Genomic DNA, 25,068 nt, shown 5'->3' on the forward strand with positions numbered 1-25,068 from the left:
CGATACCCCCTGTCGGATCAAAAGCCCCGACAGGCTGGCTTCCTACAATCCGCTCATCATCCGCAGAACACTCAAGGAAGCGACTATGCCCCACTCCAGCCCCGACGCCCTGCAACAACGTTGCCAGCACATTGTCACAAGCCCGGTGTTAACCCCGGAACAAAAACGTCATTTTCTTGCGCTGGAAGCGGAAAACAACCTGCCTTACCCGGCACTTCCTGAGGCCGCACGAGCCGCACTGGACGAAGGGTTTATCTGCGACATGTTCGAAGGCCATTCGCCTTACAAACCCCGTTACGTTCTGCCGGATTACGCAAAATTTCTGGCTAACGGTTCAGCGTGGCTGGAGCTGGAAGGCGCGAAAGATCTCGACGACGCCCTCTCGCTGTTAACCATCCTCTACCATCATGTTCCGTCCGTCACATCGATGCCGGTCTATCTCGGTCAGCTTGATGCGATATTAACTCCATATGTTAGAATTCTAACACAAGAAGAGATCGATAGCCGAATAAAACGTTTCTGGCGCTATCTCGACCGTACGCTGCCGGATGCGTTTATGCACGCAAACATCGGGCCTGAAGATACGCCAGTCACGCGCGCCATTCTGCGTGCCGATGCAGAGCTGAAGCAGGTCGCGCCGAACCTGACCTTTATCTACGATCCCGATATCACCCCAGATGATTTGCTGCTTGAGGTGGCGAAAAACATTTGTGAATGCAGCAAACCGCATATTTCTAATGGCCCGATGAATGATAAAATTTTCACAAAAGGCCGTTATGGTGTGGTGAGCTGTTACAACTCCCTGCCGCTTGCAGGCGGCGGCAGCACCCTGGTGCGCCTTAACCTCAAAGCCATTGCTGAACGCAGCGCATCCATTGACGACTTCTTCACCCGCACGCTCCCGCACTACTGCCAGCAGCAAATTGCCATCATCGATGCACGCTGCGGTTTCCTTTACGAGCAATCTGGCTTCTTTGAGAATAGCTTCCTGGTAAAAGAGGGGCTGATTGATGCGGAACGGTTTGTACCCATGTTTGGCATGTACGGCCTGGCGGAAGCGGTAAACGCGCTCTGTGAGAAAGCAGGAATAGCGGGACGCTACGGAAAGGATGAACAGGCCAACGCGCTGGGCTATCGCATCAGCGAACAGCTTGCAGCGTTCGTTGAAAGCACGCCGGTGAAACACGGCTGGAAGCATCGCGCGATGCTGCACGCGCAGTCGGGGATCAGCTCCGACTCCGGCACCACGCCGGGCGCGCGCCTGCCTTACGGCGACGAGCCGGATCCCATCAGCCATCTGCTGGCCGTTGCGCCGCATCACAAACACTATCACTCCGGAATCAGCGATATTCTCACCCTGGAGGAGACGGTCAAACGCAACCCGCAGGCGGTGGTTCAACTTTGCCTGGGCGCGTTCAGGGCCGGTATGCGTGAATTTACCGCCAACGTAGCGGGTAACGATCTGGTCCGCGTGACCGGCTACATGGTTCGCTTGTCGGACCTGGAGAAATACCGGGAAGCCGGATCGCGCATCAATACCACGTGGCTGGGAGAAGAGGCCGCACGCAATACCCGTATTCTGGAACGTCAGCCGCGCGTGGTTAGCCATGAACAGCAGATGCGCTTTAGTTAGTCAGGTCATTCCTTTTTCCTGCGTGGACGGGCCGGGCAGCCGCCTGGCGCTGTTCCTGCAGGGCTGCAACCTGCGCTGTAAAACCTGCCACAACCCGTGGACGATCGGCCGCTGCAACGACTGCGGGGACTGTGTGCCCCACTGCCCGCACGACGCGCTAACGATTCAGGCCGGACGCGTCTGGTGGCAGGAGAGTGACTGCCAGCAGTGCGACACCTGCCTGCACCTGTGCCAGCAGCAGGCAACGCCTATGGCGCACCGCTTCAGCGTGGAAGAGATCCTCACTCAGGTCCGCAAATCCGCACCGTTTATCGAAGGGATCACCGTCAGCGGCGGCGAAGCCACAACGCAATTGCCGTTTTTGATTGCTCTGTTCACCACGATCAAAGCCGATCCCGCCCTGCGCCACCTCACCTGCCTGGTAGACAGCAACGGTCTGTTAGGCGAAACCGGCTGGCAAAAGCTGCTGCCGGTACTGGATGGCGCAATGATGGATCTGAAGGCGTGGGGAAACGAGCATCACCGCTTCCTGACCGGGCGCGAAAACCCGCAGATCAAGCAGAGCATCCGCTGGCTGGCAGATCGTCACCGTTTGACTGAGCTCCGCCTGCTGGTGATTCCGGAGCAGTGTGATTATCTGGAACACCTCAAACCGCTAACGACCTTTATCCACGGGCTTGGAAATGTTCCGGTACGCATCAACGCATTTCATCCGCATGGCGTTTACGGTGAGGCTGCGTCGTGGCGCAGCGCCACGCCCGAGGACGTTGAACCGCTGGCGCGGGCGCTGGAAAAACAGAAGATAACGGTGATTCGTCCGGCACTTTACCTATAGCGTGATGCCAAATACCGAACGGGTATTTTCCAGCAGCGCATCGGCAATCACCTCTTCAGGCTCTTTTCGCAGTTCACATAGGGTGGTAAACACGCGCGCCGCCTGTTCCGGGCGATTCGGCTGGCCCTGAAAACCATTCAGCGGCATATCCGGCGCGTCGGTTTCCAGCAGGAGCGCCGACAGCGGCAGCTGTGCCATCACGTCCCGGGTTTTACTGGCGCGCGGATAGGTGATGGTGCCACCGACGCCAATTTTATAGCCCAGTTCAATAAAACGCTGCGCCTGCTGCAGGCTGCCGGAGAAACCGTGCACGACCCCTTTTCGCGGCAGATCGATGCGTTTCAGGTGCATCGCCAGCTTATCGTGCGTGCGTCTTGAGTGGAGGATCACCGGCAGATCGTGGCGCTTCGCCAGCCTGAGCTGCGCGTCGAGGATCGTCTGCTGGCGCTCAAACTGCGGATCCTCGCGATAAAGATCGAGACCGATCTCACCGATGGCGACAAGTTTGTTTCCTGCGGTCTGCACGACCTCATCAAGCCTCTCAATGTGCTCATCAAGATGCCGTTCAATCACAATCGGATGCAGGCCGAGCGCGGCATAGAGCGCAGGGTGCTGTGTGGAAAGATCCAGCACCCGGGAAAAATAGGCCGCTTCCACTGCCGGCACAATGATGGCCTGAACGCCTGCCTCAGCCGCTTTCGCTATGCTTTGCGCTTCATCCCCCGTAAACGGCGGAAAATCAAAGTGGCAGTGGGTATCGACAAAGCGGTGCGTCACGCCAGATCCTCGTTATCCAGTAAAGCGTCATTCGCCTGCGGAATATCCACCAGCGGCGTCGTCAGGGCGTCGTTGGCGACAATCGCAGGCGGCAAAATAATGCGTTTATGGCGATGAAGCGGCGGTTGCTCCGCCAGCATTTTCCCCACCGTCGCCAGGAAGTAACGCCCGCACAGCCGCCCCGTTTTGTAATCCATGCGCAGCGCAGGGACGCGGCTGCCCAGGGCCATGCTCAGCAGCGGCTTAGGCGGATAGATTTCAAAAATACGCAGCTTGCCCGGCGGTTTTTCAATGAAGCGCTGCATCGCGCCGTAGGTGGTTTCATGCTGCTTCGCGATGTTCACCAGCGGCTGCAGGCTGCTGTCGCCCAACCAGCGCTCCATCCGTTTGAACCACTGGGGCGTGTAATACATTTGCGACGGTACGGTACGGATCACCACAATGGTTTTCGCCCCGCGCCGGGCGGCTTCCTGCACCGGCACCGCGTCACTGATCCCCCCGTCCAGATAGCTAATGCCGTCCAGTAGGGCACCGGTACGATAAAAGCCGGGGATCGCGCTGGAGGCGCGGATGATGTCCAGCCAGTTCTCCTTCTGAGGAGAAAAATAGCCCGGCGAATAGTCATCGCCCCGGCTGGCGCACATCCAGAACTCTTTGCCGCTATCAAACAGACGGGCAGCGGTATCCATGGCCAGCGGCATCTGGCTGGAGGTCGATTCCAGCAGCCAGTCGAGATCGATCAGGTTGCCGCCGCGCACAAAACGCACCGGATTAAAAAATTCTTTCGCCGTGGTGTAGCGCATGATGACCTTTCGCGCATAGCCAGGCTGGTTACAGACATAAGCAGAGAGGTTCTGCGCCCCGGCAGAGGTGCCGAAGTAAAGGTCAAACGGGTTGAACTGCGCGCGCATAAATTCATCCAGCACGCCGGCGGTGAAAATGCCGCGCTGTCCTCCACCCTCGCAGACCAGCGCGAGTTGACCTGCGCGAAACGGTTTTAACGTCAGCGGCGCAATATTGCCGAGCGTAACGGGAATTCGTTGCCCCACCTCTGCTTTCCTGTTTTGATTATTTTATAACACCACAGTAACGCACCCGACCTGTTCCGCAAATAAGAAAAAGCCAGTCACAGTGACTGGCTTTATTTTGTTGAAGGAATATTGCGTTTGCTACGGACGTCTACGACCCGTAAACAGGCTGACCAGGAACAGAATAATACCCACAACGAAGACAATTTTAGCTGCCCATGCCGCTGTACCTGCCAGTCCACCAAAGCCCAATGCGGCGGCAATTAACGCGATAACCAGAAATATAATGCCCCAACGAAACATAAGCTTCTCCTTTACCATAGTTAATGTCGGCCGCTAAACGTGAGCGCTCAGGTCACTCACCGGCGTTTTTCCAGAGTCGTTCTTATTTCGCCCGCAGGTTTTAACCAGACGGGCGAATGGTCCAGATTTACTTCGTTTTCAGATCGTTTTTAACGCTTTTCACACCGTCAATCGCTTTCGCGATGGACTCGGCACGTTCACTTTGCGCCTGCGAATCTACCGTACCGGAGAGCTGAACCACACCATCGGTGGTTTCCACTTTCACCTTGCGGGACGGCACGATGTCATCTGCTAAAAGTTTAGCTTTGATTTCGCTGGTGGTGGCTGCATCACCGGCATAACCTTTCACCGACGCGTTTTTACCGTCACGTACGTGCAGCTTATCGCTGACGGACGCAACGCCTTCAACGCCTTTCGCGACTTTCACCGCCTGTTCGGCCTGAGCCTGGCTTTCCACGAAGCCGCTCAGCGTGACCACTTTCTTGTCGGTCTTCACGGAAATATCGGTACTTTTGATGGCTTCATCATCCACCAGTGCGGCTTTCACTTTTGCTGTGATTGAGCTGTCGTCCATGAAGTTGCCGACTTTATTCATAGAGCTATCGATTTTTTGCCCTGCGGTATCGGCCGTGGACTGGGCTTTATCCATTGTGCTGCTTTCCGCCAGAACGGAACCGCTCATCAGAACGCTACCCAGGGTTACAGCCAGCAGAGTTTTCGAAATCTTCAGTCTTGTCATATTCATCGATCTATTCCTGTGTTTACCCGTTATTCGGGCTACATACTTCCTTAGTAGTTTTATATATTGCGAATAAACACACGGGCAAAATGGACAACCTAAAGTTGTGCATTGAACAGTTAATTTATCCACGCCCGGTGTTAAACACTGAGTTAAATATAGATCACTCTCACAGAGCCGCTTTCAGAATTGGGTAAAAAACGCGCGAATAGCGTGAAATTGCGTTGAATTAAGAACATTCCGCAAGGGATTAATAAGACAGGAATTAAAGAAGAGCACGGCGGGAGCCGTGCTCTGAGAGGGATTAGTGCTCGCGGGTTTTACGGAACTGAACGTCAGGGTAACGTTCCTGCGTCAGGTTCAGGTTCACCATGGTTGGCGCGATATAGGTCAGGTTATCGCCGCCATCCAGCGCCAGCTGAATTTCGTTCTTACGCTTAAATTCTTCAAATTTCTTCACGTCAGAACACTCAACCCAGCGCGCGGTCGCGACGTTCACGGACTCGTAAATCGCTTCCACGTTGTACTCGCTCTTCAGACGCGCGACAACCACGTCGAACTGCAGCACGCCGACCGCACCCACGATCAGATCGTTGTTCGCGATTGGGCGGAACACCTGCACGGCGCCCTCTTCGGAGAGCTGAACCAGGCCTTTCAGCAGCTGTTTCTGCTTCAGCGGATCGCGCAGACGGATACGACGGAACAGCTCCGGCGCGAAGTTCGGAATACCGGTGAACTTCATCATTTCACCCTGGGTGAAGGTATCGCCGATCTGAATCGTGCCGTGGTTGTGCAGACCGATGATGTCGCCCGGATACGCCTCTTCAACGTGCGAACGGTCGCCCGCCATAAAGGTCAGCGCATCGGAGATCACCACGTCTTTCCCGGTACGCACCTGGCGCAGCTTCATGCCCTTTTCATACTTACCGGACACCACGCGCATAAAGGCCACGCGGTCGCGGTGTTTCGGGTCCATGTTGGCCTGAATTTTGAACACGAAGCCGGTGAATTTCTCTTCCTTCGCTTCCACTTCACGGGTGTCGGTTTTACGCGGCATCGGACGCGGCGCCCACTCCACCAGACCGTCCAGCATGTGGTCAACGCCGAAGTTACCCAGCGCGGTACCGAAGAAGACCGGGGTGATTTCACCGCTCAGGAACAGCTCTTTATCGAACTCGTGAGACGCCCCCTTCACCAGCTCCAGCTCGTCGCGCAGCTGCGCGGCCAGCTCTTCGCCGACTGCCGCGTCCAGCTCAGGGTTATCCAGACCTTTCACCACGCGAACTTCCTGAATGGTGTGGCCTTTACCGGTCTGATACAGGTAGGTTTCGTCTTTATAGAGGTGATACACCCCTTTGAACAGCTTACCGCAGCCAATTGGCCAGGTGATTGGCGCACAGGCGATTTTCAGCTCGCTTTCCACTTCGTCCATCACCTCCATCGGGTCACGGATGTCACGGTCGAGTTTGTTCATGAAGGTGAGGATCGGCGTATCGCGCAGACGGGTAACTTCCATCAGCTTACGGGTCCGGTCTTCTACACCTTTGGCGGCGTCGATCACCATCAGACAGCAGTCCACCGCCGTCAGGGTACGGTAGGTATCTTCGGAGAAGTCTTCGTGGCCCGGGGTGTCCAGCAGGTTCACCAGGCAGTCGTGATACGGGAACTGCATCACGGAGGTGGTAATCGAAATACCACGCTGCTTTTCCATCTCCATCCAGTCAGATTTTGCATGCTGGCTGGAGCCACGGCCTTTAACGGTACCCGCAGTCTGGATCGCCTGTCCGAACAGCAACACCTTCTCAGTGATGGTCGTTTTACCGGCATCCGGGTGCGAGATAATGGCAAAAGTGCGGCGCTTTGCCACCTCTTGCAGATAAGGAGACAACGTCATAATTAAATCTTCTTTTATAAGCGCGGCAGCACGCCACGCATCATGGAATACAAAATTGCGGCTATTTTACCCATCAATGGGGGGCAGGCAATCATTGTTTACACAGGAGTTGCTCCAGTTCGTTCAACGACGTCACGGTCCAGGTCGGCTCGATGCCTTCAGGCTTCACGCGGCCATGCGCGTTGAGCCAGACGGTCGACAAACCTGACTTCATGCCGCCCAGGATATCTGACTCTGCCGTATCACCCACCATCAGGACGCGATCGCGGTCAGGATGACCGGCCTGGGCCAGCGCGTAGTCGAAAATACGCGGATCCGGTTTAGGTACGCCCACCTCTTCGGAGATCACCAGCGCGTCGAAATGATCGCGCAGGCCGGTGCGCTCGAGGCGGATCTGCTGCAGGGCGGTAAAACCGTTGGTGATGATCCCCAGTTTGACCTTGCCTTTCAACGCATTCAGCAGGGAAACCGCACCCGGCAGTGGCGCACAGATATCGGCCATCGCGTTCAGGAAGGCATCATTCAGCGTTCCCGGACTGACCTTTAAGCGTTCCGCCCAGACGTCAAAACGCTGGTGCTGTAGTTGTAACGCGGTGATGGCACCGTTCTGGTAATCCACCCACAGCGGCTTGTTTACCGCCTGATAGTCCTGAAAATCTTCAGCGGTGAAGGTCACGCTATAGTCGAGAAACATCCGCTGCAGGCCGCCGAACGAGTCAAACGTAAACAGCGTTTCGTCGGCATCAAAGAAAATCCAGTCCCATTTCATCGTTACAACCTTATATTCGTTATCCAATCGGCAGAGCCATTATGATGGCGTCTTCACGTCCCTCTGCGGTGGGGTAGTAGTTACGGCGGACTGTCGCCTCGTTAAAGCCTAAGCTTTCATAGAGTGCGATGGCGGCGACATTCGACGCGCGCACCTCCAGCCACAGGGTGAAAACGTCACGGGTTTCGAGCTCACGAATGAGGTGCTCGAGCAGTTCTCTTCCCAGCCCACGGCGCTGGAACGCGGGATCAACCGCAATATTAAACAGCGTCGCTTCATCAAGAACAACCTGCGTGATCGCGAAGGCGGCCATGGTGCCGTCAACGTCCAGACGGAAGTTCAGATACCGTTCGCCCTGATTGCTGGCGAAGGTTTTTTCGCTCCACGGAAAGGCGTGGGCGCGTGTTTCAATCGCAAACGCTGTGGTCAGGTCAGGCGTCGTGAGGGAAGAAATCGTGTTCATATTCGCAGATTTGTTGCCATAGCGCGCTGCGCGCTTTTGGGTTGGCTTTCAGTTCGTCCAGCGCTGGCGAGCAGATCTGGCTCCCCTGGAGGGGGATCTCGTTTGTCTCTCCGATACGCCAGCTGTTACAGCGGCTATCAGGAGGAAGCATCGCGACACGCTCTGGCGTCAGCTGTAAAACCTGGTCGGCCGTCATCTTCAGGCTGCGAAGGACATCATCGATCAGGGGTTCATTCAGGGCAGGCAGTTCTTCCGCCACCATCACCAGACGAACGTGCGCAGGGATGGAAATGGCGATTTCGCCCTGCAACGCCGTCGGGCGACGCAAAGCCCACTGGGTAATGCCCAGCTGCTGCAACTGCCAGTCTCGTCGGGATGTCATAGGGAAAACTCCTGTCTCTCAGGCGCGCAAATATAGCAAATGTGTCGAAAGTGCGCCATCTACCTACTATAATCCCCGCCTGAGTTTATTGAGGAACAATTCATGTCTGCATTTACCCCGGCAAGTGAAGTCTTGCTGCGTCACAGTGATGATTTCGAAGAAAGCCGTATTCTGTTTGCCGGAGATATGCAGGATGACCTGCCTGCGCGTTTCGACTGTGCTGAAAGCCGTGCCCATACCCAATACTACCACCACTGGCAGGTGCTGAGCCGCCAGATGGGCGAGCGCGCGCGCTTTAGCCTGGTGGCGGAGCAGAGCGATATCGCCGACTGCGATACGCTGATCTACTACTGGCCGAAGAATAAACCGGAAGCCCAGTTTCAGCTGATGAACCTGCTCTCCCTGCTGCCGGTCGGCTGCGATATTTTCGTGGTGGGTGAGAACCGCAGCGGCGTGCGTAGCGCTGAACAGATGCTGGAAGGCTACGCACCGCTGAATAAAGTCGACAGCGCACGCCGCTGTGGTCTGTATCATGGCCGTCTGGAAAAGCAGACAACGTTCGATCCACAGGCATACTGGGACGAGTACCAGCTTGACGGCCTGACCATCAAAACCCTGCCGGGCGTGTTCAGCCGCGACGCGCTGGATACGGGCAGCAAGCTGCTGCTCTCCACCCTGACGCCGCACACCAAAGGCAAAGTGCTGGACGTGGGCTGCGGCGCGGGCGTGCTCTCTACCGTGCTCGCCAGCCATTCACCCAAAGTGCGCTTAACCCTCTGTGACGTGAGCGCCCCGGCTGTTGAAGCCAGCCGCGCAACGCTTGCCGCAAACGGCATTGAAGGCGAGGTGATTGCCAGCAACGTCTTCTCCGACGTCACCGGTCGCTTCGACATGATTATCTCTAACCCGCCGTTCCACGACGGTATGGAGACCAGCCTTGAAGCGGCACAAACGCTGATCCGCGGCGCAACCCGTCATCTGAACAGCGGCGGCGAGCTGCGTATAGTCGCGAACGCCTTCCTGGCGTACCCGAAAGTGCTGGACGAAACCTTCGGCTTCCACGAAGTGATCGCCCAGACCGGCCGCTTTAAGGTCTACCGTACCGTCATGACGCGCCAGGCCAAAAAGTAATCTCCGCTCCAGCAGGCCGGATAAGCACAAGCGCCATCCGGCTCCGCATAGCGCCTGCATCGGCCATTTTTGCAGCAATCAAGGCGTCGCGCGCACTTTTCTGTTGACGTAAAGCTGAAAACATCTAGAATGCGCCTCCGTGGTTACGATACTTTTACAGTATCGATGGTATGCGAAGGTGGCGGAATTGGTAGACGCGCTAGCTTCAGGTGTTAGTGTCCTTACGGATGTGGGGGTTCGAGTCCCCCCCCTCGCACCATAAATCACAATGATATTGCTCGCACTGGGCGAAGGTGGCGGAATTGGTAGACGCGCTAGCTTCAGGTGTTAGTGTCCTTACGGATGTGGGGGTTCGAGTCCCCCCCCTCGCACCAACGAGGCGATATCAAAAATAGTAAGATGACTGTGCGAAGGTGGCGGAATTGGTAGACGCGCTAGCTTCAGGTGTTAGTGTCCTTAGGATGTGGGGGTTCGAGTCCCCCCCCTCGCACCAATTATCTTACATCCCTTCTGAAGTTCCCCTTGTTTTTCCCTGTTATTTCAAACTCATCAGTATCACCAGAATTCCACTGACCAGTGCTACGCATGATGGCAGTAAAACAAAGTGGCGAAGCTGCTTATGCCAGATCATGCCTGACGTGACTAACAGTCCTGACACAATGATCGCTTTCCAGGTATCAAGGGAGAGATCGGCAAACATCAACCCGCCGAGAATGGCTCCCGGTAGCAATACCCCCCAACCACTGCCAAGCGCCCTGTTCAACATGATCTGCCCTCTCACAACGATAATGATAACCAATATCATATGACACAGATTATCATTTGTCAGCTGAATGAATCAAAATCCATCGACCTTTACCTTTCCCGTAATGACAGGAATTGCCTAAGGTGATAAATTGCACACCTGTTAACAACATCTAAAGATTTTCTGATAATTACTCTTTGAGTTTTTTGCATGTTTTATTGCGAAACGGCACCTACTTATTTGTTTTAATTAAATTTTAATAAAAACGCACGACTATGACATCACAATCCTGGCGGTCTTTGGTTCACAGAAAATATCAATTGTCGTTACGTTTATTTTTATTTCTGAACGCAACCTCGGCAGTGTTCTCGGTAACAAATCCGCTCAATTCTGTACGCCTGTTATCTGCCCCACTTATTGCTATTTTCTCCATCAGCACCGGCCTGTTCGTCTGGCACTGGAGAAAGCGCGCGCGGAAGATAAATATTCCCGTTGTTTCAGGGATCTTCGGTATTTTGTGGGCCTGGCAAATTGAGTCTAAATTCGCCTTAATTACCCACGACCACGCGACGTATTTGTTAATCGCTCTATTAACGGTACTTTTTATCGGAACGCTGGCATTCGCGAGTAATATCAAAGCATTTACGCTGCACTCATTGCCCACCTTTATTGTCTGCCTGTGGCTAAGCGATCACGATATATGGCTGAGAATGACCTATTCTTTCGCACTTCCTGTGGTGGCAATTGCTATTCATAACATTTTGCAAACGCGTAACGACCGTTTCGCTCAGGAATTGCTCTCGCGCCTGTTGGAAGAGCGAGAAACCCTTACCGATCTCAGCATGATGGACCCGCTTACCGGGCTCTATAATCGTCGCGGTCTGCAAAGCCGTCTGGAGAACCTGCCGACGGTAGAAAATGGCGAGCACTTTGTCCTGCTGATGGATATCGATCACTTCAAAGCCTATAACGATCACTATGGCCATATGATGGGCGACCAGGCGCTGAAGCGCGTCTCTGCGGCAATTCGCGACGCCGTGCGTTCTCGCGATATTGTGGCGCGTTTTGGCGGAGAAGAGTTTATGGTGCTGCTGACCAATATTTCTCTCGAACATGCCCGCCAGACGGCCGAGCGGATCCGTCAGAAAGTCTACGATTTGAAAATCCCGCATCTGTTTAACGAGAGCGTCGCGACAAACGTCACCATCAGCATTGGTATTGCTATTTTCGAGGATGAAGACGTGGAAGGCGCGCTGGAAAAAGCGGACAAAGCCCTCTACGAAGCAAAGCATATGGGGCGCAATAACATTCTGTTAAGTGAAGAGCTGCAGACGGCATAAACATCACGGCGGTGTCTTAAAGACAAAAGTCTTGCCATTGATATGAGCAATAGTTAGGATTGGCAATCATTATCATTTAGATTTCTATCTATACTATGGCTACGCATACCGCACACATCGTCGAACCCCTCCTCTGGCGAGCGCCCCTCACCAGCGGGAATGCTTCGCTTGCGGATGCCATACGGGATAAGATTGCGGAGACGCGCGCCCACCTGCTGGACTTTATCCGCCTTGATGAAGCGCACCCGAACCACGCCATGACGCTCTCAGAGTGGCGTCAACCGACAAAACTGCAGTCGCTGCTGGCCACCTATTCCGACCATATCTATCGCAATCAGCCCACTCTTACGCGGGAAAATAAACCACTGCTCTCTCTTTGGGCGCAGTGGTATATCGGGCTGATGGTGCCTCCCCTCATGCTGGCGCTGTTAACCCAGAAGAGCATGCTGGAACTTTCGCCGGATAATTTCCACGTCGAGTTTCACGAAACCGGGCGCGCAGCCTGTTTCTGGATTGATCTGCACGAAGACCAGAACGCGGAACGCCTGACGGCTCAGGAACGCATGGAGCAGCTTATCACCCAGGCCCTGATCCCGGTCGTGGACGCGCTTGAAGCGACGGGAGAGATTAACGCGAAGCTTATCTGGAGCAATACGGGCTATTTAATCCACTGGTATTTAACGGAAATGAAGCCTCTGCTTGGTGATGAGAACGTTGATGCCCTGCGTCAGTCCTGTTTCTTTGCAAAACAGCTTTCCGATGGCCGTGACAACCCGTTATTCCGTACCGTCGTGCTCCGTGATGGGCTTCTGGTTCGCCGCACCTGCTGCCAGCGCTACCGCCTGCCGGACGTTAAGCAGTGCGGGGATTGCACGCTGAAGTAGTCGGCCCCGGCCTGATGCCCTCAACCTGCCCCTTTCCCACAGGGAGAGGGAACAAACACTAAAAACGGCAACCTGAGTTGCCGTTTTGCTTTAACCTAAGCCACCTGCTGATTGTCCTCTTCCGCGTTACGCTGTGCCTCTTCCGCTTCCTGCTCCAGCAGCTGTTTCTCGTACACTTTGAAGAACGGGAAGTAGATGATTGCCGATACGCAGGCCAGAACCACAACCAGAATAGCCGCGCGGAAATCCCAGCCCAGAGCCCACGCTGCGCCTATTGGCGCCGGTGCCGTCCAGGGAACCACTGAGATGACGCGGCCAATCAGGTCAAACGTCATCGCCGCCCAGGCCAGCACGGCATTTACCATCGGTGCCAGCAGGAACGGAATAAAGAACACCGGGTTCATCACGATTGGCGTACCGAAGATAACGGGTTCATTGATGTTGAAGAAGCTGGGTACCACGCTCAAACGCCCGATAGAGCGTAAATGCGCTGAACGGCTACGCAGATAGCAAATGACCAGCCCCATCGTGGCGCCCGACCCGCCAATCACGATAAAGAACGTCCAGAACGCCTCCATAAAAATATGCGGCAGAGGCTGACTGGCGGCCAGCGCGGTCTGGTTCGCACCCAGGTTAGTCAGCCAGAACATCTGCAGCATCCCGGAGACGATGGCGGCTCCGTGGATCCCGGCGAACCACAGCAGATGACCAATCAACACGGCCAGCAGGATCGCAGGCAGGGAATCCGCTGCGGATACCAGAGGTTTAAAGACCGACATAATGGCCTGCGGGATCAGCATGCCGAACTGAGACTGAATGAGCAGGCTCAAAGGATAAAGCGTCAACACCACTACCAGCACCGGGATGAGCAGATCAAAAGAGTTTTTGATCATCGGAGGAACCTGGTCCGGCAGGCGAATACCGATGTTATGGGCCTTGAGGAAACGCATCATCTCAACGCAGTAGATCGCCACCAGAATCGCGGTAAAAATGCCCGTCCCACCCAGGCTATCGACAGGCAGCGTGCCTTTGGTTTTCGGTGCCGCGACCAGCAGAAACGCCATCAGCGACAGCATGGCGCACATAAACGGGTCTAACTGGTGTGATTTGACATAATGTTTGCCAAGGTTATAGGCGATGGCCGCACAGATATAGATGGACATAATGCCCATCGTCATATCAAACGGCGTCAGGATCTGGCCTTCAAACTGCTTCGCCATATCCAGCCAGGCTCGGGCGAAACCCCAGGTGGTATCCGGCGAAAACGGCGGGTATGCGAACACTAACAGAAACGAACCCACAATCATAAATGGCATCGCAGAGATAAACCCATCACGGATAGCCATGACATGACGCTGGGAAGAGATCCGCCCGGCAATGGGGCTCACGTAATTTTCAACAAAACGGAATATCAGGTTAAACGCAGCATGGTTGGCAGACATGGCAGATCTCCTGTCAGACGTTTGTTACGGGCACATTTGCGCCGCACGTTGTTCCATAAATCACCTTCACAACCTTGCTGGCTTGTGGACCAGTGGTACTGCTCAGACGGAATGGTTTCATAATTTGCTCTTATTATTGGATACAGGGGACGTTACGTACTCAGTATTAATCGACGCATCACGCTCTGCAACCGGTTACTGTAACCGGTTTCCGTGATTGTGAAGAGGATCCAGAAATCAGCCGTTCGGGATATTTGTTACTGAAGAGATATTTACAGAGCATAAATTCTTATGACAGATTACGCAGGATATTTGTCAGGAGGAAACAATGAGTTTGCAGTCTGTACAGCAGTTTTTTGCCGACAACGCGCCGGATATAGACGTCATTGAACTTAGTCAGAGTACCGCTACCGTTGCGTTGGCTGCTGCCGCCCATCGTGTTGAACCGGGGCAAATCGCCAAGACCTTGTCATTAAAGGTGAAAAATGAGGTGATACTGGTGGTGGCGAAAGGCGATGCGCGCCTGGATAACAAAAAGCTGAAAGATACGTTTGGTGCAAAAGCGCGCATGCTCAGCAGTGATGAAGTGGTGACCATCACAGGTCACCCCGTTGGCGGCGTGTGCCCGTTCGGCCTTGAAAACCCGCTCGCGGTTTACTGCGATATCTCATTAAAGCAGTACGCCGAAGTTCTGCCCGCAGCAGGCGCAATTCACAGTGCCGTGCGTATTTCACCTGACAGAATGGCAGAGCTGACTTCCGCAAAATGGGTTGATGTTTGCATCTGATTGATGCGCCAGAGCCTGTCTGGCGCGCAACAGACAGGTTATAAAAAAGTCGGCTTGCTGAGTATCGAACTTCGCGGTTCTCTTGCCGAAAGGTGGGTAATAATATCCGCCGCATCGAGCAGCCCTACGTCAGAGTTCACCCCCAGCTTGACCATCGCATTAAACTTATGCGCCCGGATGGTCTTAATATTGCGTTCAAGCTGTGCCGCGATTTGAGGAATGGAATAGCCGCAAGACATATAACGCAATATTGCCCGTTCCGTTGGGCTTAACATTCTGCTTTGACTCTGGTACCAGTGATTCATCATATTGTCATTGATGCGCAGGGTTTCGCTCAGCAACACCATGAGTTCCTTCTGCAGGAGCTCAAGCTTCAGCGATTTACTGACCACACCGTGAAGGCGTGACGGGGAAAGATGGCTAATCAATCTTGCTTCCATCTCATCAGCGACCAGGATAATGCGCTGGATGTGGCCATGCGTAAAGGCAAAATCCCGCAGGTGCGCCAGGCAGCTACGACGGTCGTCTCGTGCATCGGAATATGAATAGATCAGCGAGAAAAAATTGACGTGCTGAAGTGCTTTCTGAAAGCTGTCAAATTCACTAAACAGATGCAGTTGATAATGATTCAGGCCGGGCATCGCAAAAAGATGCTGCAGCCCAACAGCACTCATCGTGCAATTTTCGACGATGGCGATATGTCTTGTTGAATCGGTTTTTTCCATTCCTCGAACTCTCCATAGGCTGACATCAAACTCAGCTCTCGCATTCCCTGTGTACTGTTTATCCAGGCGTACATATCGGCATTACTGCGTAATGACAGCCGTCGCATCGCACTGTTTTTCTGTGCACTGACGGTTTTATTGCTCTTCTTGAGCAATGTGGCGATTTGGTTAATCCCCCATCCTTTACCTAACAGCCGCAATACTTTGCGTTCGGAGTGCGTAAGGGCAATAACGTTTTCGTCTTCATCCCCCGTACTTTGAGGTTCAGGGGCTAACAACGTCTGGCTTACCCGCTCTGCGCGTTCGCTACCTGCCCGAATAGCGTTCACCAGGCCTTCAATGGGTTCCATATCAGAAAGCAGCGTACTTTCCGGGCGCACAAGTAGCTCAACGGCAATAGGGTTAAGCGGCCGCGAAACTAAAAAGATCCAGTGAATGTTCCGGTATTGATTCAATAAATTGAAATACTCTTCGAGCGCGCCCCGAGGATTCCAGTATTCGCCTGTAATATCAGCAATGATGACGTCAGCGCGGCGTAGCTGGAGCAGTGTTAACTCCTGCAATGAGCTGCAATAGGTCAATTCAAAATCGGGGAAATGGCGAGTCATTACGCCCCCCAACCCGTTTTGCATGACCGGTATCCGGCTAATGATAACGCTATGCTTACCGTGCAAAGACAACATAGACCCTCCGTGTCCATTCTTCATGTGATGAGTAACGTTAAAGTGCATCAACGTATGAGTATTTTCGTCCCTGAGTGTAAAGCAGGTTAATACAAGCAGAAGATGAGATGTTTTCTTAGTTTAAGAAATACCTAAACAGCAGTAATATCTCACAAAGCGAAATTAAATTTAATTGCAGTGTCATTAAAATAACTACAATATAAAATTAGAATAACTAAATATATATAACTTATCTTTCAATAATTATAATTCACCAGAATGATGAATTAATCCCAACCCCTTCCGCACTTAGGCGCTGCAACTGTTTGCATAAACCTTGATCTGGCCCACAGCAAGAGACACTGCACTTTGTGCTAAAAGTAATCGCTATGGGCCAACCGGCAACTTTCCACCTTCTTCAGGACAATACATGCAGGCAGATCGGTCAACGCAGCGTGCTATCACGCGGCTATGTATTCAGTGCGGTCTTTTTCTGCTCCAGCACGGCGCGGAAAGCGCGCTGGTTGAGGAGCTTTCCACCCGGCTGGGACTGGCGCTGGGTATGGATAGCGTTGAAAGCGCTATTTCATCTAACGCCATCGTGCTGACCACGATCAAAGACGGCCAGTGCCTGACCTCCACCCGTAAAAACCATGACCGCGGCATTAACATGCACGTCGTGACCGAAGTGCAGCACATCGTCATCCTTGCTGAACATAAGCTTCTCGATCTTCGGGAGATTGAAAAACGGTTCAGCCAAATTAAGCCATTGCGTTATCCGCGCTGGCTTGTCGTGGTGATGGTAGGGCTGTCTTGCGCCTGCTTTTGTAAGCTCAATAAAGGCGGCTGGGACGGCGCGATCGTCACCTTTTTCGCCAGCAGTATCGCCATGTATGTTCGCCAGCTGCTGACGCACCGGCAGCTGCATCCGCAAATTAACTTCTGCATTACCGCGTTTGTCGCCACCACGGTTTCCGGCCTGCTGCTGCGCCTGCCGCAGTTTGCCACTACCCCGACGATTGCCATGGCCGCCAGCGTGCTTCTGCTTGTTCCGGGCTTTCCGTTGATCAACGCCGTTGCCGACATGTTTAAAGGACACATCAATACCGGTCTGGCACGCTGGGCTATTGCCAGCCTGCTGACGCTGGCGACCTGCATCGGCGTTGTGATGGCCATGACACTCTGGGGGTTACGCGGATGGGCGTGATAGATTTTCTGCTGGCGCTGGCACAGGACATGCTTCTGGCCGCCATTCCTGCCGTCGGCTTTGCGATGGTGTTTAACGTTCCGCAACGCGCTCTGCGGTGGTGTGCGCTGCTGGGCGCGATTGGTCATGGCTCGCGAATGGTGATGATGACCGCAGGATTTAACATCGAATGGTCGACATTTATGGCCTCCATGCTGGTTGGCAGTATCGGCATTCAGTGGTCGCGCTGGTATCTGGCGCATCCCAAGGTGTTCACCGTCGCCGCCGTGATCCCAATGTTCCCCGGCATATCTGCCTATACGGCGATGATTTCCGCGGTGAAAATCAGCCACTTTGGCTACACCGAGCCTCAGATGATCCTCCTCCTGAGCAACTTTCTTAAGGCCTCGTCCATCGTCGGCGCGCTTTCCATCGGGCTGTCGATCCCCGGGCTGTGGCTGTACCGCAAACGCCCACGCGTTTGATATTTGTGTTATTTCGCTGCCATGGAGATAATCTTTCTCGTCCGTTTGGTGAAAATAAGGAAAGGATGTGGCTAACCCTGGCAGCGAACACCCCGAGCACAGCGAAGAATCCAGCCTGAAAGAGAAAATTTTTCAGAGCGCCATCGCGCTTTTTGCCGAGTATGGATTGAACGGTGCCCGCATGGAGCAGATCGCGGAGAAAGCGGGTACCACCAAACGCATGGTGGTTTATCATTTTAAGAATAAAGAGAATCTCTATCTCCTGGTTCTGGAACATGTTTACACCCAGATTCGCGCCAGTGAAAAAGCGCTAAGCCTGGCGGGAATGCCCCCCGTCGAAGCGCTGGTCAACCTGGTTGAAGCCACCTTTGACTATCATGCCGACCACCCGGACTACATCCGGATTATCTGCATGGAAAACATGCAGCGGGGCCGCTTTATGCAGCAGTCGAGCTATCTTCGCCAGGTTAACCGTAGCGCGCTCGACCTGCTGGAGGGCATCCTGCACCGGGGCAAAGAAAAGCAGCTCTTCAGCCAGACGGTTGATGCCCGCGATCTTCACCGCCTGATAAGCAGCTTCAGCTTTCATTACGTTGCCAACAGCTACACCTTCACGCTCCTGTTTGAAGACGGGGCGGACGAACAGGCTCAGCGCCAGCACTACCGCAAAATGGCCGTTCAGGTGGCGCTCCGCTACACCTGCCCATAAAATTGCTTGCAATTAAATCGCACACTACCTATATTGATCTCATGAACGCGAAAACGAACGACGCAACCGCTGCGCTCAAGCTGGACAACCAGCTCTGCTTTGCTCTCTATTCGGCAAATCTGGCGCTTAATAAGCTGTACCGGCAACTGCTGGCACCGCTGAACCTGACTTACCCGCAATATCTGGTGATGCTGGTACTGTGGGAGCAGGATGACGTCACGGTGTCGGACATCGGCGAACGCCTGTTTCTGGACTCAGCAACCCTGACGCCGCTGTTAAAACGGCTGGAAAGCGGTGGGTTAATCAACCGCCACCGTTCGCGCAAAGACGAACGTCAGGTCGCCGTCACCCTGAGTGAAGCGGGACGTGAACTTCAGCAGCAGGCATTGGGTATTCCCCATGCGGTGGGTTGCGCAGCGCAGTGTGATACCGACACTTTGCTGGCGCTCAAACAGCAGCTCGAACTTTTGCGACAACAGCTACACCGCGCGTAAAGCTATACTTTACGCGTGATTATCACCCATATATATCGCACGCTATTTAATAGCACACATCAAAGCAAGATGAGGAACCTGCCATGTCTTTAGAAAAAGTAGTGTATACCGCCAAAGCAAAAGCAACCGGTGGCCGTGACGGCCGCGCGACCTCTTCCGATGGCGTACTGGACGTAAAACTGGGCGTGCCAAAAGAGATGGGCGGCATGGGCGGAGAAGTAACGAACCCTGAGCAGCTGTTTGCTGCGGGCTACTCTGCCTGCTTCCTGGGCGCGATGAAGTTCGTGGCCGCACGCGACAAATTTACCCTGCCAAAAGATGCCTTTATTGAAGGCGAAGTGGGTATTGGCCCGCTGCCAACCGGTTTTGGTATCGAAGCAAAACTGAACATCCACGTTGAGGGTATGGATCCCGCGGAAGCCAAAAAGCTGGTCGATGCGGCGCACATTGTTTGCCCGTACTCTAACGCGACCCGCGGCAACATCGACGTGACCCTGAACATCATCGCGTGATAAATACCTGATGGCGCTGCGCTTTTCAGGCCTACGACCGTAGCCCCGGTAAGCGCAGCGCCACCGGGGAAATCCCCTCCTTCCCTTTCCTCTCTCTGTGCTACCATAAGCCCATATCACGCCCGTAGTAATCAGTAGAGTAAGCGTTATGTCCTCCAGAATTCTGACCACCAGCATTGCTGGCATTGATGCCTTTATGCGCGACCCACTCGGTGTGTTGACCCATGCCGAAGGCGGCACGGTTGCGGTTTTTGCCGACAACGCGCCGGCGTTCTACGCAATCACGCCGGAACGCCTGGCACAGCTTCTGGAGATTGAAGCGCAACTGTCACGCCCGGCGAGCGATATCACGCTGGACAACCAGTTCTTTGATGAACCGGTTAACGTCCCCGTGACCGTTCCGATGGGAAAATTTGCCCTGTACGCGGGCTGGCAGCCGGATGCGGATTTTCAGCGGCAGGCCGCGCTGTGGGGCATTGCGCTAACCCAGCCGGCCACCGCGGAAGAGCTCGCCGCGTTTACCGCCTGGTGGCAGGCGGAAGGTAAAGTCTTCACCCATATTCAATGGCAGCAAAAGCTCGCGCGTCATCTTCAAATTACCCGCGCCGGCAACAACGGCCAGCCCAAACGCGATATCAACGCGTTTTCCGAACCGGATAAACAGATCCCCAGCGGATTCCGAGGTGCGAAATGAAGAACGTCGGCGACCTGATGAAACGTCTGCAAAAAATGATGCCTGCCAACGTGAAGCCCGCTTTCACCACGGGTGAAGAGCTGCTGGCGTGGCAAAAAGAGCAAGGTGAGATCCGCGCCGCCGCGCTCGCCAGGGAAAACCGGGCGATGAAAATGCAGCGCACCTTTAACCGTTCCGGTATCCGTCCCCTGCACCAGAACTGCTCGTTCGATAACTATAAAGTCGAAACCAACGGACAAATGAACGCCCTTGCCGCCGCCCGTCAGTACGTGGATGAATTCGACGGCAATATCGCCAGCTTTATCTTTAGCGGCAAGCCGGGTACCGGAAAAAACCACCTTGCAGCCGCCATCTGCAACGAGCTGCTTCTGCGGGGTAAATCAGTTCTTATCATCACCGTGGCCGATATCATGTCCGCGATGAAAGACACCTTCAGCAACCGCGAAACCAGCGAAGAGCAATTGCTCAACGATCTGAGCAATGTCGATTTACTGGTCATCGACGAGATTGGCGTTCAGACAGAATCCCGCTATGAAAAAGTGATCATCAACCAGATTGTCGACCGCCGCTCCTCGTCCAAACGCCCCACCGGCATGCTGACGAACCACAATATCGACGAGATGACCCGCCTGCTGGGTGAACGCGTCATGGACCGCATGAAGCTGGGTAATAGTCTTTATGTCATCTTCGACTGGGAAAGTTACCGCAGCCGCGTTACCGGCAAAGAGTATTAAGACAGTTCCAGGAATCGCTGCCAGGGCACAGGTATATACTGGAACCCCTTCGGCCCAAAACGGACCTTTTTGAGAGAGCCATGATGAAAAAACAGATTCTAATCAGCACCTTTTTAGGCGCGCTGCTGGTAACCGGCGCAGCGCAAGCGGCGTCCTGGCAGGAGTCCCTGTCAAGCGCGGCAAATGAGCTGACCAAAGAGAGCAGCAGCTCTCAGGGTGGACTCTCCGCCTCTTCCCTCACCAGCCTGCTGGGCAACAGCTCTCAGAGCCTTAGCGCGGGCACGATGAACAACGCGGCGGGGATTCTGGAATATTGCGCGAAGCAAAAGCTGGCCTCAGTGACCGACGCGAAAAACGTGAAAAACCAGGTGCTGGGTAAACTGGGTCTGGATACCCAGGAGCAAAAAGCGGACACCAACTATATGGACGGCATTCAGGGCCTGCTTAACGCGCAAAACGGGCAGCAGCTTAACCTGAGCACCCTCGGCAACTCTTCTCTGGCAAAACAGGTGAAAACCAAAGCCTGCGATCTGGTGCTGAAACAAGGCGTTAATTTCATCTCCTGATCCACCCCTTTTTCTGCCACAACACGCCGCGTTTAATGCGATAGTCTTGCAACGCGGCGCTAAACGAACGTTTTTCCCACCTGCCACCGTCTCAGCGTCCGTTTGTCAGGATGCGACCTTCTTCATAAAAACGATTTTCTAAACCAAATCCTAACAACAGCACACTTTCGTGACACTAAAATTGCAGCTTAACGACATCGCAATTACATTGTATGACCCAAAAAATAAACAGTTAGCCAGCGAAGCACCTGGCGTCATGAGGATATGCTGTTGTCAGAATTCATGTCTCTTATCCTTTTTCTGGCTTCTGTCGGCGTTTACGCCTGGAAAGCCGGCCGTCACACCTGGTGGTTTATCGCCACGCTGGTGGTACTCGGCATTTTTATTATTTTAAACATTACCTTATACGCCAGCGACTACTTTACCGGTGACGGTATTAACGATGCGGTGCTCTACACGCTGACGAACAGCCTGACGGGCGCGGGCGTGGGCAAATACATTCTTCCGGGGCTCGGCCTTATCGTCGCGCTGGTGACGATTTTTGGCGCGCTGGCCTGGGTGCTGCGTCGACGTCGCCATCTTCCGCACCATCATGGCTACAGCCTGCTGGCGTTATTCCTGGCGCTGGCCTCCGTCGACGCCAGCCCGGCGTTCCATCAGATCACCGAGCTGGTGAAATCCCAGTCGCGCGACGGCGATCCGGATTTCGCGGCTTACTACAAAGAACCGTCCAAAACGATCGCCAGCCCGAAGCTCAACCTGGTCTACATCTACGGTGAAAGCCTGGAACGCACGTACTTTGATAACGATGCCTTCCCGAACCTGACGCCAGACCTGGGCGCGTTGAAAAACGAAGGGCTCGACTTCAGCCACACCATGCAGCTGCCGGGTACGGATTATACGATTGCCGGGATGGTTGCCTCCCAGTGCGGTATCCCGCTGTTCGCGCCTTTTGAAGGTAACGCCTCAGCCTCGATGTCGACGTTCTTCCCCCAGAATATTTGCCTCGGCGATATTCTGAAAAACTCCGGCTACGAAAACTATTTCGTGCAGGGGGCAAACCTGCGCTTTGCCGGAAAAGACGTGTTCCTGAAATCCCACGGTTTTGACCACCTGTATGGCTCAGAAGAGTTAAAAACGACGGTTGCCGATCCGAGCTACCGTAACGACTGGGGCTTCTATGACGATACGGTACTTGACGAAACCTGGAAGAAATTCGAGGAGCTTTCCCGCGCGGGCAAGCGTTTCTCCCTCTTTGCGCTGACGGTGGACACCCACCATCCGGACGGGTTCGTCTCACGCAGCTGCAAACGCAAAAGCTATGACGTGGACGGCAAAAACAACACGTCTTTCAGCGCCGTGACCTGCAGTCAGGAGCACATTGCCGCGCTGGTCGAGAAAATCAAAGCCTCGCCCTGGTTTAAAAACACGGTCATCGTCGTTTCGTCTGACCATCTGGCGATGAAAAACAGCGCCTGGGATCGGCTCAACAAGCAGGATCGCAGCAACCTGTTCTTCGTCCTGCGCGGCGACCAGCCGCAGCAGGAGGTCATCGCCACCAAACGCAACTCCATGGATAACGGCGCAACCGTGCTGGACATTCTGGGCGGCGACAACTTTATTGGCCTGGGCCGCAGCACGCTGTCGGGGCAATCCCTGTCGGAAGTGTTCCTCAACATGAAGGATAAAATCCTCGCCTGGAAGCCAGACATCATCCGCCTGTGGAACTTCCCGAAAGAGATGAAGGACTTCACCGTCGATCGGGATAAAAACACGATTGCCTTCTCGGGCAGCAGCTTCCGTCTGCCGCTGCTGGTGCGCGTGTCGGCGGGGCGCGTCGAGCCGCTGCCGGAAAGTGAATATTCCGCGCCGCTGCGCTATCAGCTGGCCGATTTTGCCCCACGCGATAATTTCGTCTGGGTCGACAGATGTTACAAAATGGGCCAGCTCTGGTCGCAGCCGCTGGCGCTTTCTACCAACTGGTGCGTCTCTCAGGGTCAGCTCGGCGGGGAGCAAACCGTACAGCACGTGGATAAAGCCCAGTGGAAAGGCAAAACCGCGTTTAACGATACGGTGATTGATACCGCGCGCTATCAGCGTAACGTCGACATGCTGAAAATCAGCGATAACGACATTCGCTACAAAGCGGACAGCTTTATCTTTAACGTGGCCGGCGCGCCCGAGGAAGTGAAGCAGTTTAGCGGCATCTCGCGTCCGGAGTCCTGGGGGCGCTGGTCCAACGCGCAGCTGGGCAACGAGGTGAAAATTGAATACGCCCATCCCCTGCCGGAACAATTCGACCTGGTGATCACCGCCAGAGCGTATGGCCCCAACGCTAACAAGCCCGTACCGGTTCGCGTGGGCAGCCAGGAGCAGATGCTGACGCTCGGGAACGACGTGAGCACGCACACGCTGCATTTTGAGAACCCATCGCGCAGCAATACCCTGGTGATCGTGCCGCCGGATCCGCAGTCCACCAATGAAGGGAATATTCTCGGCCATTCACCGCGCGAGCTCGGCATTGGCATGGTCGAAATTAAAATTGTGAGTCGCGCAGGCTAATGGTCGACCTTAACCTCACCGTCCGCCCCACGCGTCCCGGCGACGTTGCCTTCCTGCCCGCCATTGAACGTGCGGCGGGCGAGCGCTTTCGTGAAAGCCCGGATCTCGCCTGGCTTGCCGACGGTGAGGTCATTTCCGCTGAGCAGCACCTGGAATATGCCGAACGTGGGCTAAGCTGGCTGGCGCTGGCGAACGGCCAGCCCGTCGGGTTTATCCTCGCCGAGGCACACCCTTCATCACTGTTTATTGTCGAACTCTCGGTTGATCTGGACTGGCAGGGAAAAGGGATCGGCAGGCAACTCATCGCCTGCGTGGCAGACCATGCCCGCACGCTGGGGCTGGCGTCGCTGACGTTGACGACGTTCAGGGACGTACCGTGGAACGCGCCGTTCTATGCAAAGCTGGGGTTTGAATACGTAGCTGAACTCACGCCTGAACTGCGTGAAAAACGTGAAGAAGAAGCAGCGCACGGCTTAGCGTATAACTCCCGCTGTGCCATGCGTCTGCCGCTTTGATATCGCCCGGTGGCGCTTCGCTTACCGGGCCTGCAACAACCTTCCGTAGGCCGGGTAAGGCGTAGCCGCCAC

The 25,068-nt window shown here is 54.5% G+C and carries 28 protein-coding genes and 3 tRNA genes; 19 read left to right on the top strand and 12 right to left on the bottom strand.

Annotated features, from left to right (window positions below; genetic code table 11):
- The first annotated feature begins 85 nt into the window (after positions 1-85).
- Positions 86-1,633 carry a YjjI family glycine radical enzyme gene (locus USF70_RS14470; protein ID WP_320735727.1) on the top strand — a complete coding sequence of 516 codons (1,548 nt, stop codon included), beginning with the start codon at positions 86-88 and terminating at the stop codon, positions 1,631-1,633.
- On the top strand, positions 1,608-2,468 hold the full coding sequence (locus USF70_RS14475) for a YjjW family glycine radical enzyme activase (protein ID WP_232938641.1): 861 nt from the start codon (positions 1,608-1,610) through the stop codon (positions 2,466-2,468). Before USF70_RS14470 ends, USF70_RS14475 begins: the two co-directional genes overlap by 26 nt.
- Here USF70_RS14475 and USF70_RS14480 read toward each other — a convergent pair.
- The 8 genes from USF70_RS14480 to USF70_RS14515 all read right to left on the bottom strand — a co-directional run bounded on the left by USF70_RS14480 (position 2,463) and on the right by USF70_RS14515 (position 8,823).
- Positions 2,463-3,245: a TatD family hydrolase gene (locus USF70_RS14480; RefSeq protein WP_033144575.1), complete on the bottom strand. Its 783-nt coding sequence runs from the start codon at positions 3,243-3,245 to the stop codon at positions 2,463-2,465. The two genes, USF70_RS14475 and USF70_RS14480, sit on opposite strands and share 6 nt — an antisense overlap.
- Positions 3,242-4,294, bottom strand: a complete 1,053-nt coding sequence (locus USF70_RS14485; RefSeq protein ID WP_023310316.1) for a patatin family protein — start codon at positions 4,292-4,294, stop codon at positions 3,242-3,244. Before USF70_RS14485 ends, USF70_RS14480 begins: the two co-directional genes overlap by 4 nt.
- A gap of 120 nt (positions 4,295-4,414) precedes the next feature.
- Positions 4,415-4,576, bottom strand: a complete 162-nt coding sequence (locus USF70_RS14490) for a DUF1328 domain-containing protein (protein ID WP_003856556.1) — start codon at positions 4,574-4,576, stop codon at positions 4,415-4,417.
- 127 nt (positions 4,577-4,703) lie between these two features.
- The gene (gene osmY, locus USF70_RS14495; RefSeq protein ID WP_318592258.1) at positions 4,704-5,321 is read right to left on the bottom strand and encodes a molecular chaperone OsmY; all 618 of its coding nucleotides are present in this window, start codon (positions 5,319-5,321) and stop codon (positions 4,704-4,706) included.
- A gap of 298 nt (positions 5,322-5,619) precedes the next feature.
- A complete protein-coding gene (gene prfC, locus USF70_RS14500; RefSeq protein ID WP_087823447.1) occupies positions 5,620-7,209 on the bottom strand; it encodes a peptide chain release factor 3 in 1,590 nt (529 codons plus the stop codon).
- Between the two features lie 91 nt (positions 7,210-7,300).
- Complete coding sequence (yjjG, locus tag USF70_RS14505) at positions 7,301-7,978, bottom strand: pyrimidine 5'-nucleotidase (RefSeq protein ID WP_039260913.1); 678 nt, start codon at positions 7,976-7,978, stop codon at positions 7,301-7,303.
- Between the two features lie 19 nt (positions 7,979-7,997).
- Positions 7,998-8,441 carry a ribosomal protein S18-alanine N-acetyltransferase gene (gene rimI / locus USF70_RS14510; protein WP_033144573.1) on the bottom strand — a complete coding sequence of 148 codons (444 nt, stop codon included), beginning with the start codon at positions 8,439-8,441 and terminating at the stop codon, positions 7,998-8,000.
- Positions 8,410-8,823, bottom strand: coding sequence for a DNA polymerase III subunit psi (locus tag USF70_RS14515; RefSeq protein ID WP_033144572.1), 414 nt, complete (start codon positions 8,821-8,823; stop codon positions 8,410-8,412). The genes rimI and USF70_RS14515 overlap by 32 nt, the downstream gene beginning before the upstream one ends.
- Positions 8,824-8,925: 102 nt before the next feature.
- On the opposite strand from USF70_RS14515, the gene rsmC reads away from it, so the two are divergent.
- From rsmC to USF70_RS14535, 4 genes are all read left to right on the top strand, one after another.
- The gene (gene rsmC, locus USF70_RS14520) at positions 8,926-9,954 is read left to right on the top strand and encodes a 16S rRNA (guanine(1207)-N(2))-methyltransferase RsmC (RefSeq protein ID WP_029740018.1); all 1,029 of its coding nucleotides are present in this window, start codon (positions 8,926-8,928) and stop codon (positions 9,952-9,954) included.
- 172 nt (positions 9,955-10,126) lie between these two features.
- Positions 10,127-10,213 (top strand) — tRNA-Leu (locus USF70_RS14525).
- Positions 10,214-10,241: 28 nt separating this feature from the next.
- Positions 10,242-10,328 (top strand) — tRNA-Leu (locus USF70_RS14530).
- A 33-nt stretch (positions 10,329-10,361) separates the two neighbouring features.
- A tRNA-Leu gene (locus USF70_RS14535) sits at positions 10,362-10,447 on the top strand.
- Positions 10,448-10,489: 42 nt separating this feature from the next.
- Here the strand turns inward: USF70_RS14535 and USF70_RS14540 are convergent.
- On the bottom strand, positions 10,490-10,759 hold the full coding sequence (locus USF70_RS14540) for a DUF1435 domain-containing protein (RefSeq protein WP_032660829.1): 270 nt from the start codon (positions 10,757-10,759) through the stop codon (positions 10,490-10,492).
- A 215-nt stretch (positions 10,760-10,974) separates the two neighbouring features.
- On the opposite strand from USF70_RS14540, the gene USF70_RS14545 reads away from it, so the two are divergent.
- Positions 10,975-12,039 carry a GGDEF domain-containing protein gene (locus USF70_RS14545; protein ID WP_047060227.1) on the top strand — a complete coding sequence of 355 codons (1,065 nt, stop codon included), beginning with the start codon at positions 10,975-10,977 and terminating at the stop codon, positions 12,037-12,039.
- Positions 12,040-12,134: 95 nt separating this feature from the next.
- Positions 12,135-12,923 (top strand): siderophore-iron reductase FhuF, encoded by a 789-nt coding sequence (fhuF, locus tag USF70_RS14550; RefSeq protein ID WP_033144570.1) that lies wholly within the window; start codon positions 12,135-12,137, stop codon positions 12,921-12,923.
- A gap of 95 nt (positions 12,924-13,018) precedes the next feature.
- Here the strand turns inward: fhuF and USF70_RS14555 are convergent, their stop codons facing one another.
- Positions 13,019-14,365 carry a PTS sugar transporter subunit IIC gene (locus USF70_RS14555; RefSeq protein ID WP_023310306.1) on the bottom strand — a complete coding sequence of 449 codons (1,347 nt, stop codon included), beginning with the start codon at positions 14,363-14,365 and terminating at the stop codon, positions 13,019-13,021.
- 328 nt (positions 14,366-14,693) lie between these two features.
- On the opposite strand from USF70_RS14555, the gene USF70_RS14560 reads away from it, so the two are divergent.
- Positions 14,694-15,152: a YbaK/EbsC family protein gene (locus USF70_RS14560; protein WP_008502085.1), complete on the top strand. Its 459-nt coding sequence runs from the start codon at positions 14,694-14,696 to the stop codon at positions 15,150-15,152.
- Between the two features lie 38 nt (positions 15,153-15,190).
- Here USF70_RS14560 and bglJ read toward each other — a convergent pair whose 3' ends face one another.
- Both bglJ and USF70_RS14570 read right to left on the bottom strand, forming a co-directional pair.
- Positions 15,191-15,826 (bottom strand): DNA-binding transcriptional activator BglJ, encoded by a 636-nt coding sequence (gene bglJ / locus USF70_RS14565; protein WP_033144569.1) that lies wholly within the window; start codon positions 15,824-15,826, stop codon positions 15,191-15,193.
- A complete protein-coding gene (locus tag USF70_RS14570) occupies positions 15,823-16,560 on the bottom strand; it encodes a helix-turn-helix transcriptional regulator (RefSeq protein ID WP_167818849.1) in 738 nt (245 codons plus the stop codon). Before USF70_RS14570 ends, bglJ begins: the two co-directional genes overlap by 4 nt.
- Before the next feature lie 409 nt (positions 16,561-16,969).
- Between USF70_RS14570 and USF70_RS14575 the strand changes: the two genes are divergently transcribed.
- The 10 genes from USF70_RS14575 to USF70_RS14620 all read left to right on the top strand — a co-directional run bounded on the left by USF70_RS14575 (position 16,970) and on the right by USF70_RS14620 (position 24,996).
- Positions 16,970-17,746 (top strand): threonine/serine ThrE exporter family protein, encoded by a 777-nt coding sequence (locus tag USF70_RS14575; RefSeq protein ID WP_023310303.1) that lies wholly within the window; start codon positions 16,970-16,972, stop codon positions 17,744-17,746.
- Positions 17,737-18,210, top strand: a complete 474-nt coding sequence (locus USF70_RS14580) for a threonine/serine exporter (protein WP_023310302.1) — start codon at positions 17,737-17,739, stop codon at positions 18,208-18,210. Before USF70_RS14575 ends, USF70_RS14580 begins: the two co-directional genes overlap by 10 nt.
- Positions 18,211-18,277: 67 nt before the next feature.
- A complete protein-coding gene (locus tag USF70_RS14585; RefSeq protein ID WP_023310301.1) occupies positions 18,278-18,919 on the top strand; it encodes a TetR family transcriptional regulator in 642 nt (213 codons plus the stop codon).
- A 41-nt stretch (positions 18,920-18,960) separates the two neighbouring features.
- Positions 18,961-19,413, top strand: coding sequence for a MarR family winged helix-turn-helix transcriptional regulator (locus tag USF70_RS14590; RefSeq protein WP_033146484.1), 453 nt, complete (start codon positions 18,961-18,963; stop codon positions 19,411-19,413).
- Between the two features lie 83 nt (positions 19,414-19,496).
- Positions 19,497-19,925, top strand: coding sequence for an organic hydroperoxide resistance protein (locus tag USF70_RS14595; protein WP_023310299.1), 429 nt, complete (start codon positions 19,497-19,499; stop codon positions 19,923-19,925).
- Between the two features lie 148 nt (positions 19,926-20,073).
- Positions 20,074-20,619, top strand: coding sequence for a primosomal protein DnaT (gene dnaT / locus USF70_RS14600; protein WP_213787702.1), 546 nt, complete (start codon positions 20,074-20,076; stop codon positions 20,617-20,619).
- Positions 20,616-21,353 (top strand): DNA replication protein DnaC, encoded by a 738-nt coding sequence (dnaC, locus tag USF70_RS14605; RefSeq protein WP_023334409.1) that lies wholly within the window; start codon positions 20,616-20,618, stop codon positions 21,351-21,353. Before dnaT ends, dnaC begins: the two co-directional genes overlap by 4 nt.
- 83 nt (positions 21,354-21,436) lie before the next feature.
- Positions 21,437-21,919 (top strand): DUF2501 domain-containing protein, encoded by a 483-nt coding sequence (locus USF70_RS14610; protein WP_072196596.1) that lies wholly within the window; start codon positions 21,437-21,439, stop codon positions 21,917-21,919.
- 270 nt (positions 21,920-22,189) lie between these two features.
- Complete coding sequence (gene opgB / locus USF70_RS14615) at positions 22,190-24,481, top strand: phosphatidylglycerol--membrane-oligosaccharide glycerophosphotransferase (RefSeq protein ID WP_221702805.1); 2,292 nt, start codon at positions 22,190-22,192, stop codon at positions 24,479-24,481.
- The gene (locus tag USF70_RS14620) at positions 24,481-24,996 is read left to right on the top strand and encodes a GNAT family N-acetyltransferase (RefSeq protein ID WP_221702806.1); all 516 of its coding nucleotides are present in this window, start codon (positions 24,481-24,483) and stop codon (positions 24,994-24,996) included. The genes opgB and USF70_RS14620 overlap by 1 nt, the downstream gene beginning before the upstream one ends.
- The last annotated feature ends 72 nt before the right edge of the window (positions 24,997-25,068 follow it).

This window comes from Enterobacter sp. 237C8, from assembly GCF_034106865.1.
In the GTDB taxonomy this organism is placed as follows: Bacteria; Pseudomonadota; Gammaproteobacteria; order Enterobacterales; family Enterobacteriaceae; genus Enterobacter; species Enterobacter asburiae_B.

Excerpts from the sequence above, each read along its gene's own strand:
- USF70_RS14540 (WP_032660829.1), bottom strand. The coding sequence starts at position 10,759 with ATGATATTGGTTATCATTATCGTTGTGAGAGGGCAGATCATGTTGAAC.
- USF70_RS14515 (WP_033144572.1), bottom strand. The coding sequence starts at position 8,823 with ATGACATCCCGACGAGACTGGCAGTTGCAGCAGCTGGGCATTACCCAG.
- USF70_RS14610 (WP_072196596.1), top strand. The coding sequence starts at position 21,437 with ATGAAAAAACAGATTCTAATCAGCACCTTTTTAGGCGCGCTGCTGGTA.
- USF70_RS14470 (WP_320735727.1), top strand. The coding sequence starts at position 86 with ATGCCCCACTCCAGCCCCGACGCCCTGCAACAACGTTGCCAGCACATT.
- osmY (WP_318592258.1), bottom strand. The coding sequence starts at position 5,321 with ATGAATATGACAAGACTGAAGATTTCGAAAACTCTGCTGGCTGTAACC.
- USF70_RS14475 (WP_232938641.1), top strand. The coding sequence starts at position 1,608 with ATGAACAGCAGATGCGCTTTAGTTAGTCAGGTCATTCCTTTTTCCTGC.
- USF70_RS14620 (WP_221702806.1), top strand. The coding sequence starts at position 24,481 with ATGGTCGACCTTAACCTCACCGTCCGCCCCACGCGTCCCGGCGACGTT.
- rsmC (WP_029740018.1), top strand. The coding sequence starts at position 8,926 with ATGTCTGCATTTACCCCGGCAAGTGAAGTCTTGCTGCGTCACAGTGAT.
- dnaC (WP_023334409.1), top strand. The coding sequence starts at position 20,616 with ATGAAGAACGTCGGCGACCTGATGAAACGTCTGCAAAAAATGATGCCT.
- yjjG (WP_039260913.1), bottom strand. The coding sequence starts at position 7,978 with ATGAAATGGGACTGGATTTTCTTTGATGCCGACGAAACGCTGTTTACG.
- USF70_RS14590 (WP_033146484.1), top strand. The coding sequence starts at position 18,961 with ATGAACGCGAAAACGAACGACGCAACCGCTGCGCTCAAGCTGGACAAC.
- dnaT (WP_213787702.1), top strand. The coding sequence starts at position 20,074 with ATGTCCTCCAGAATTCTGACCACCAGCATTGCTGGCATTGATGCCTTT.
- USF70_RS14580 (WP_023310302.1), top strand. The coding sequence starts at position 17,737 with ATGGGCGTGATAGATTTTCTGCTGGCGCTGGCACAGGACATGCTTCTG.
- fhuF (WP_033144570.1), top strand. The coding sequence starts at position 12,135 with ATGGCTACGCATACCGCACACATCGTCGAACCCCTCCTCTGGCGAGCG.
- USF70_RS14575 (WP_023310303.1), top strand. The coding sequence starts at position 16,970 with ATGCAGGCAGATCGGTCAACGCAGCGTGCTATCACGCGGCTATGTATT.
- USF70_RS14555 (WP_023310306.1), bottom strand. The coding sequence starts at position 14,365 with ATGTCTGCCAACCATGCTGCGTTTAACCTGATATTCCGTTTTGTTGAA.
- rimI (WP_033144573.1), bottom strand. The coding sequence starts at position 8,441 with ATGAACACGATTTCTTCCCTCACGACGCCTGACCTGACCACAGCGTTT.
- bglJ (WP_033144569.1), bottom strand. The coding sequence starts at position 15,826 with ATGAGTGCTGTTGGGCTGCAGCATCTTTTTGCGATGCCCGGCCTGAAT.
- USF70_RS14595 (WP_023310299.1), top strand. The coding sequence starts at position 19,497 with ATGTCTTTAGAAAAAGTAGTGTATACCGCCAAAGCAAAAGCAACCGGT.
- USF70_RS14545 (WP_047060227.1), top strand. The coding sequence starts at position 10,975 with ATGACATCACAATCCTGGCGGTCTTTGGTTCACAGAAAATATCAATTG.
- USF70_RS14560 (WP_008502085.1), top strand. The coding sequence starts at position 14,694 with ATGAGTTTGCAGTCTGTACAGCAGTTTTTTGCCGACAACGCGCCGGAT.
- prfC (WP_087823447.1), bottom strand. The coding sequence starts at position 7,209 with ATGACGTTGTCTCCTTATCTGCAAGAGGTGGCAAAGCGCCGCACTTTT.
- USF70_RS14490 (WP_003856556.1), bottom strand. The coding sequence starts at position 4,576 with ATGTTTCGTTGGGGCATTATATTTCTGGTTATCGCGTTAATTGCCGCC.
- USF70_RS14570 (WP_167818849.1), bottom strand. The coding sequence starts at position 16,560 with ATGTTGTCTTTGCACGGTAAGCATAGCGTTATCATTAGCCGGATACCG.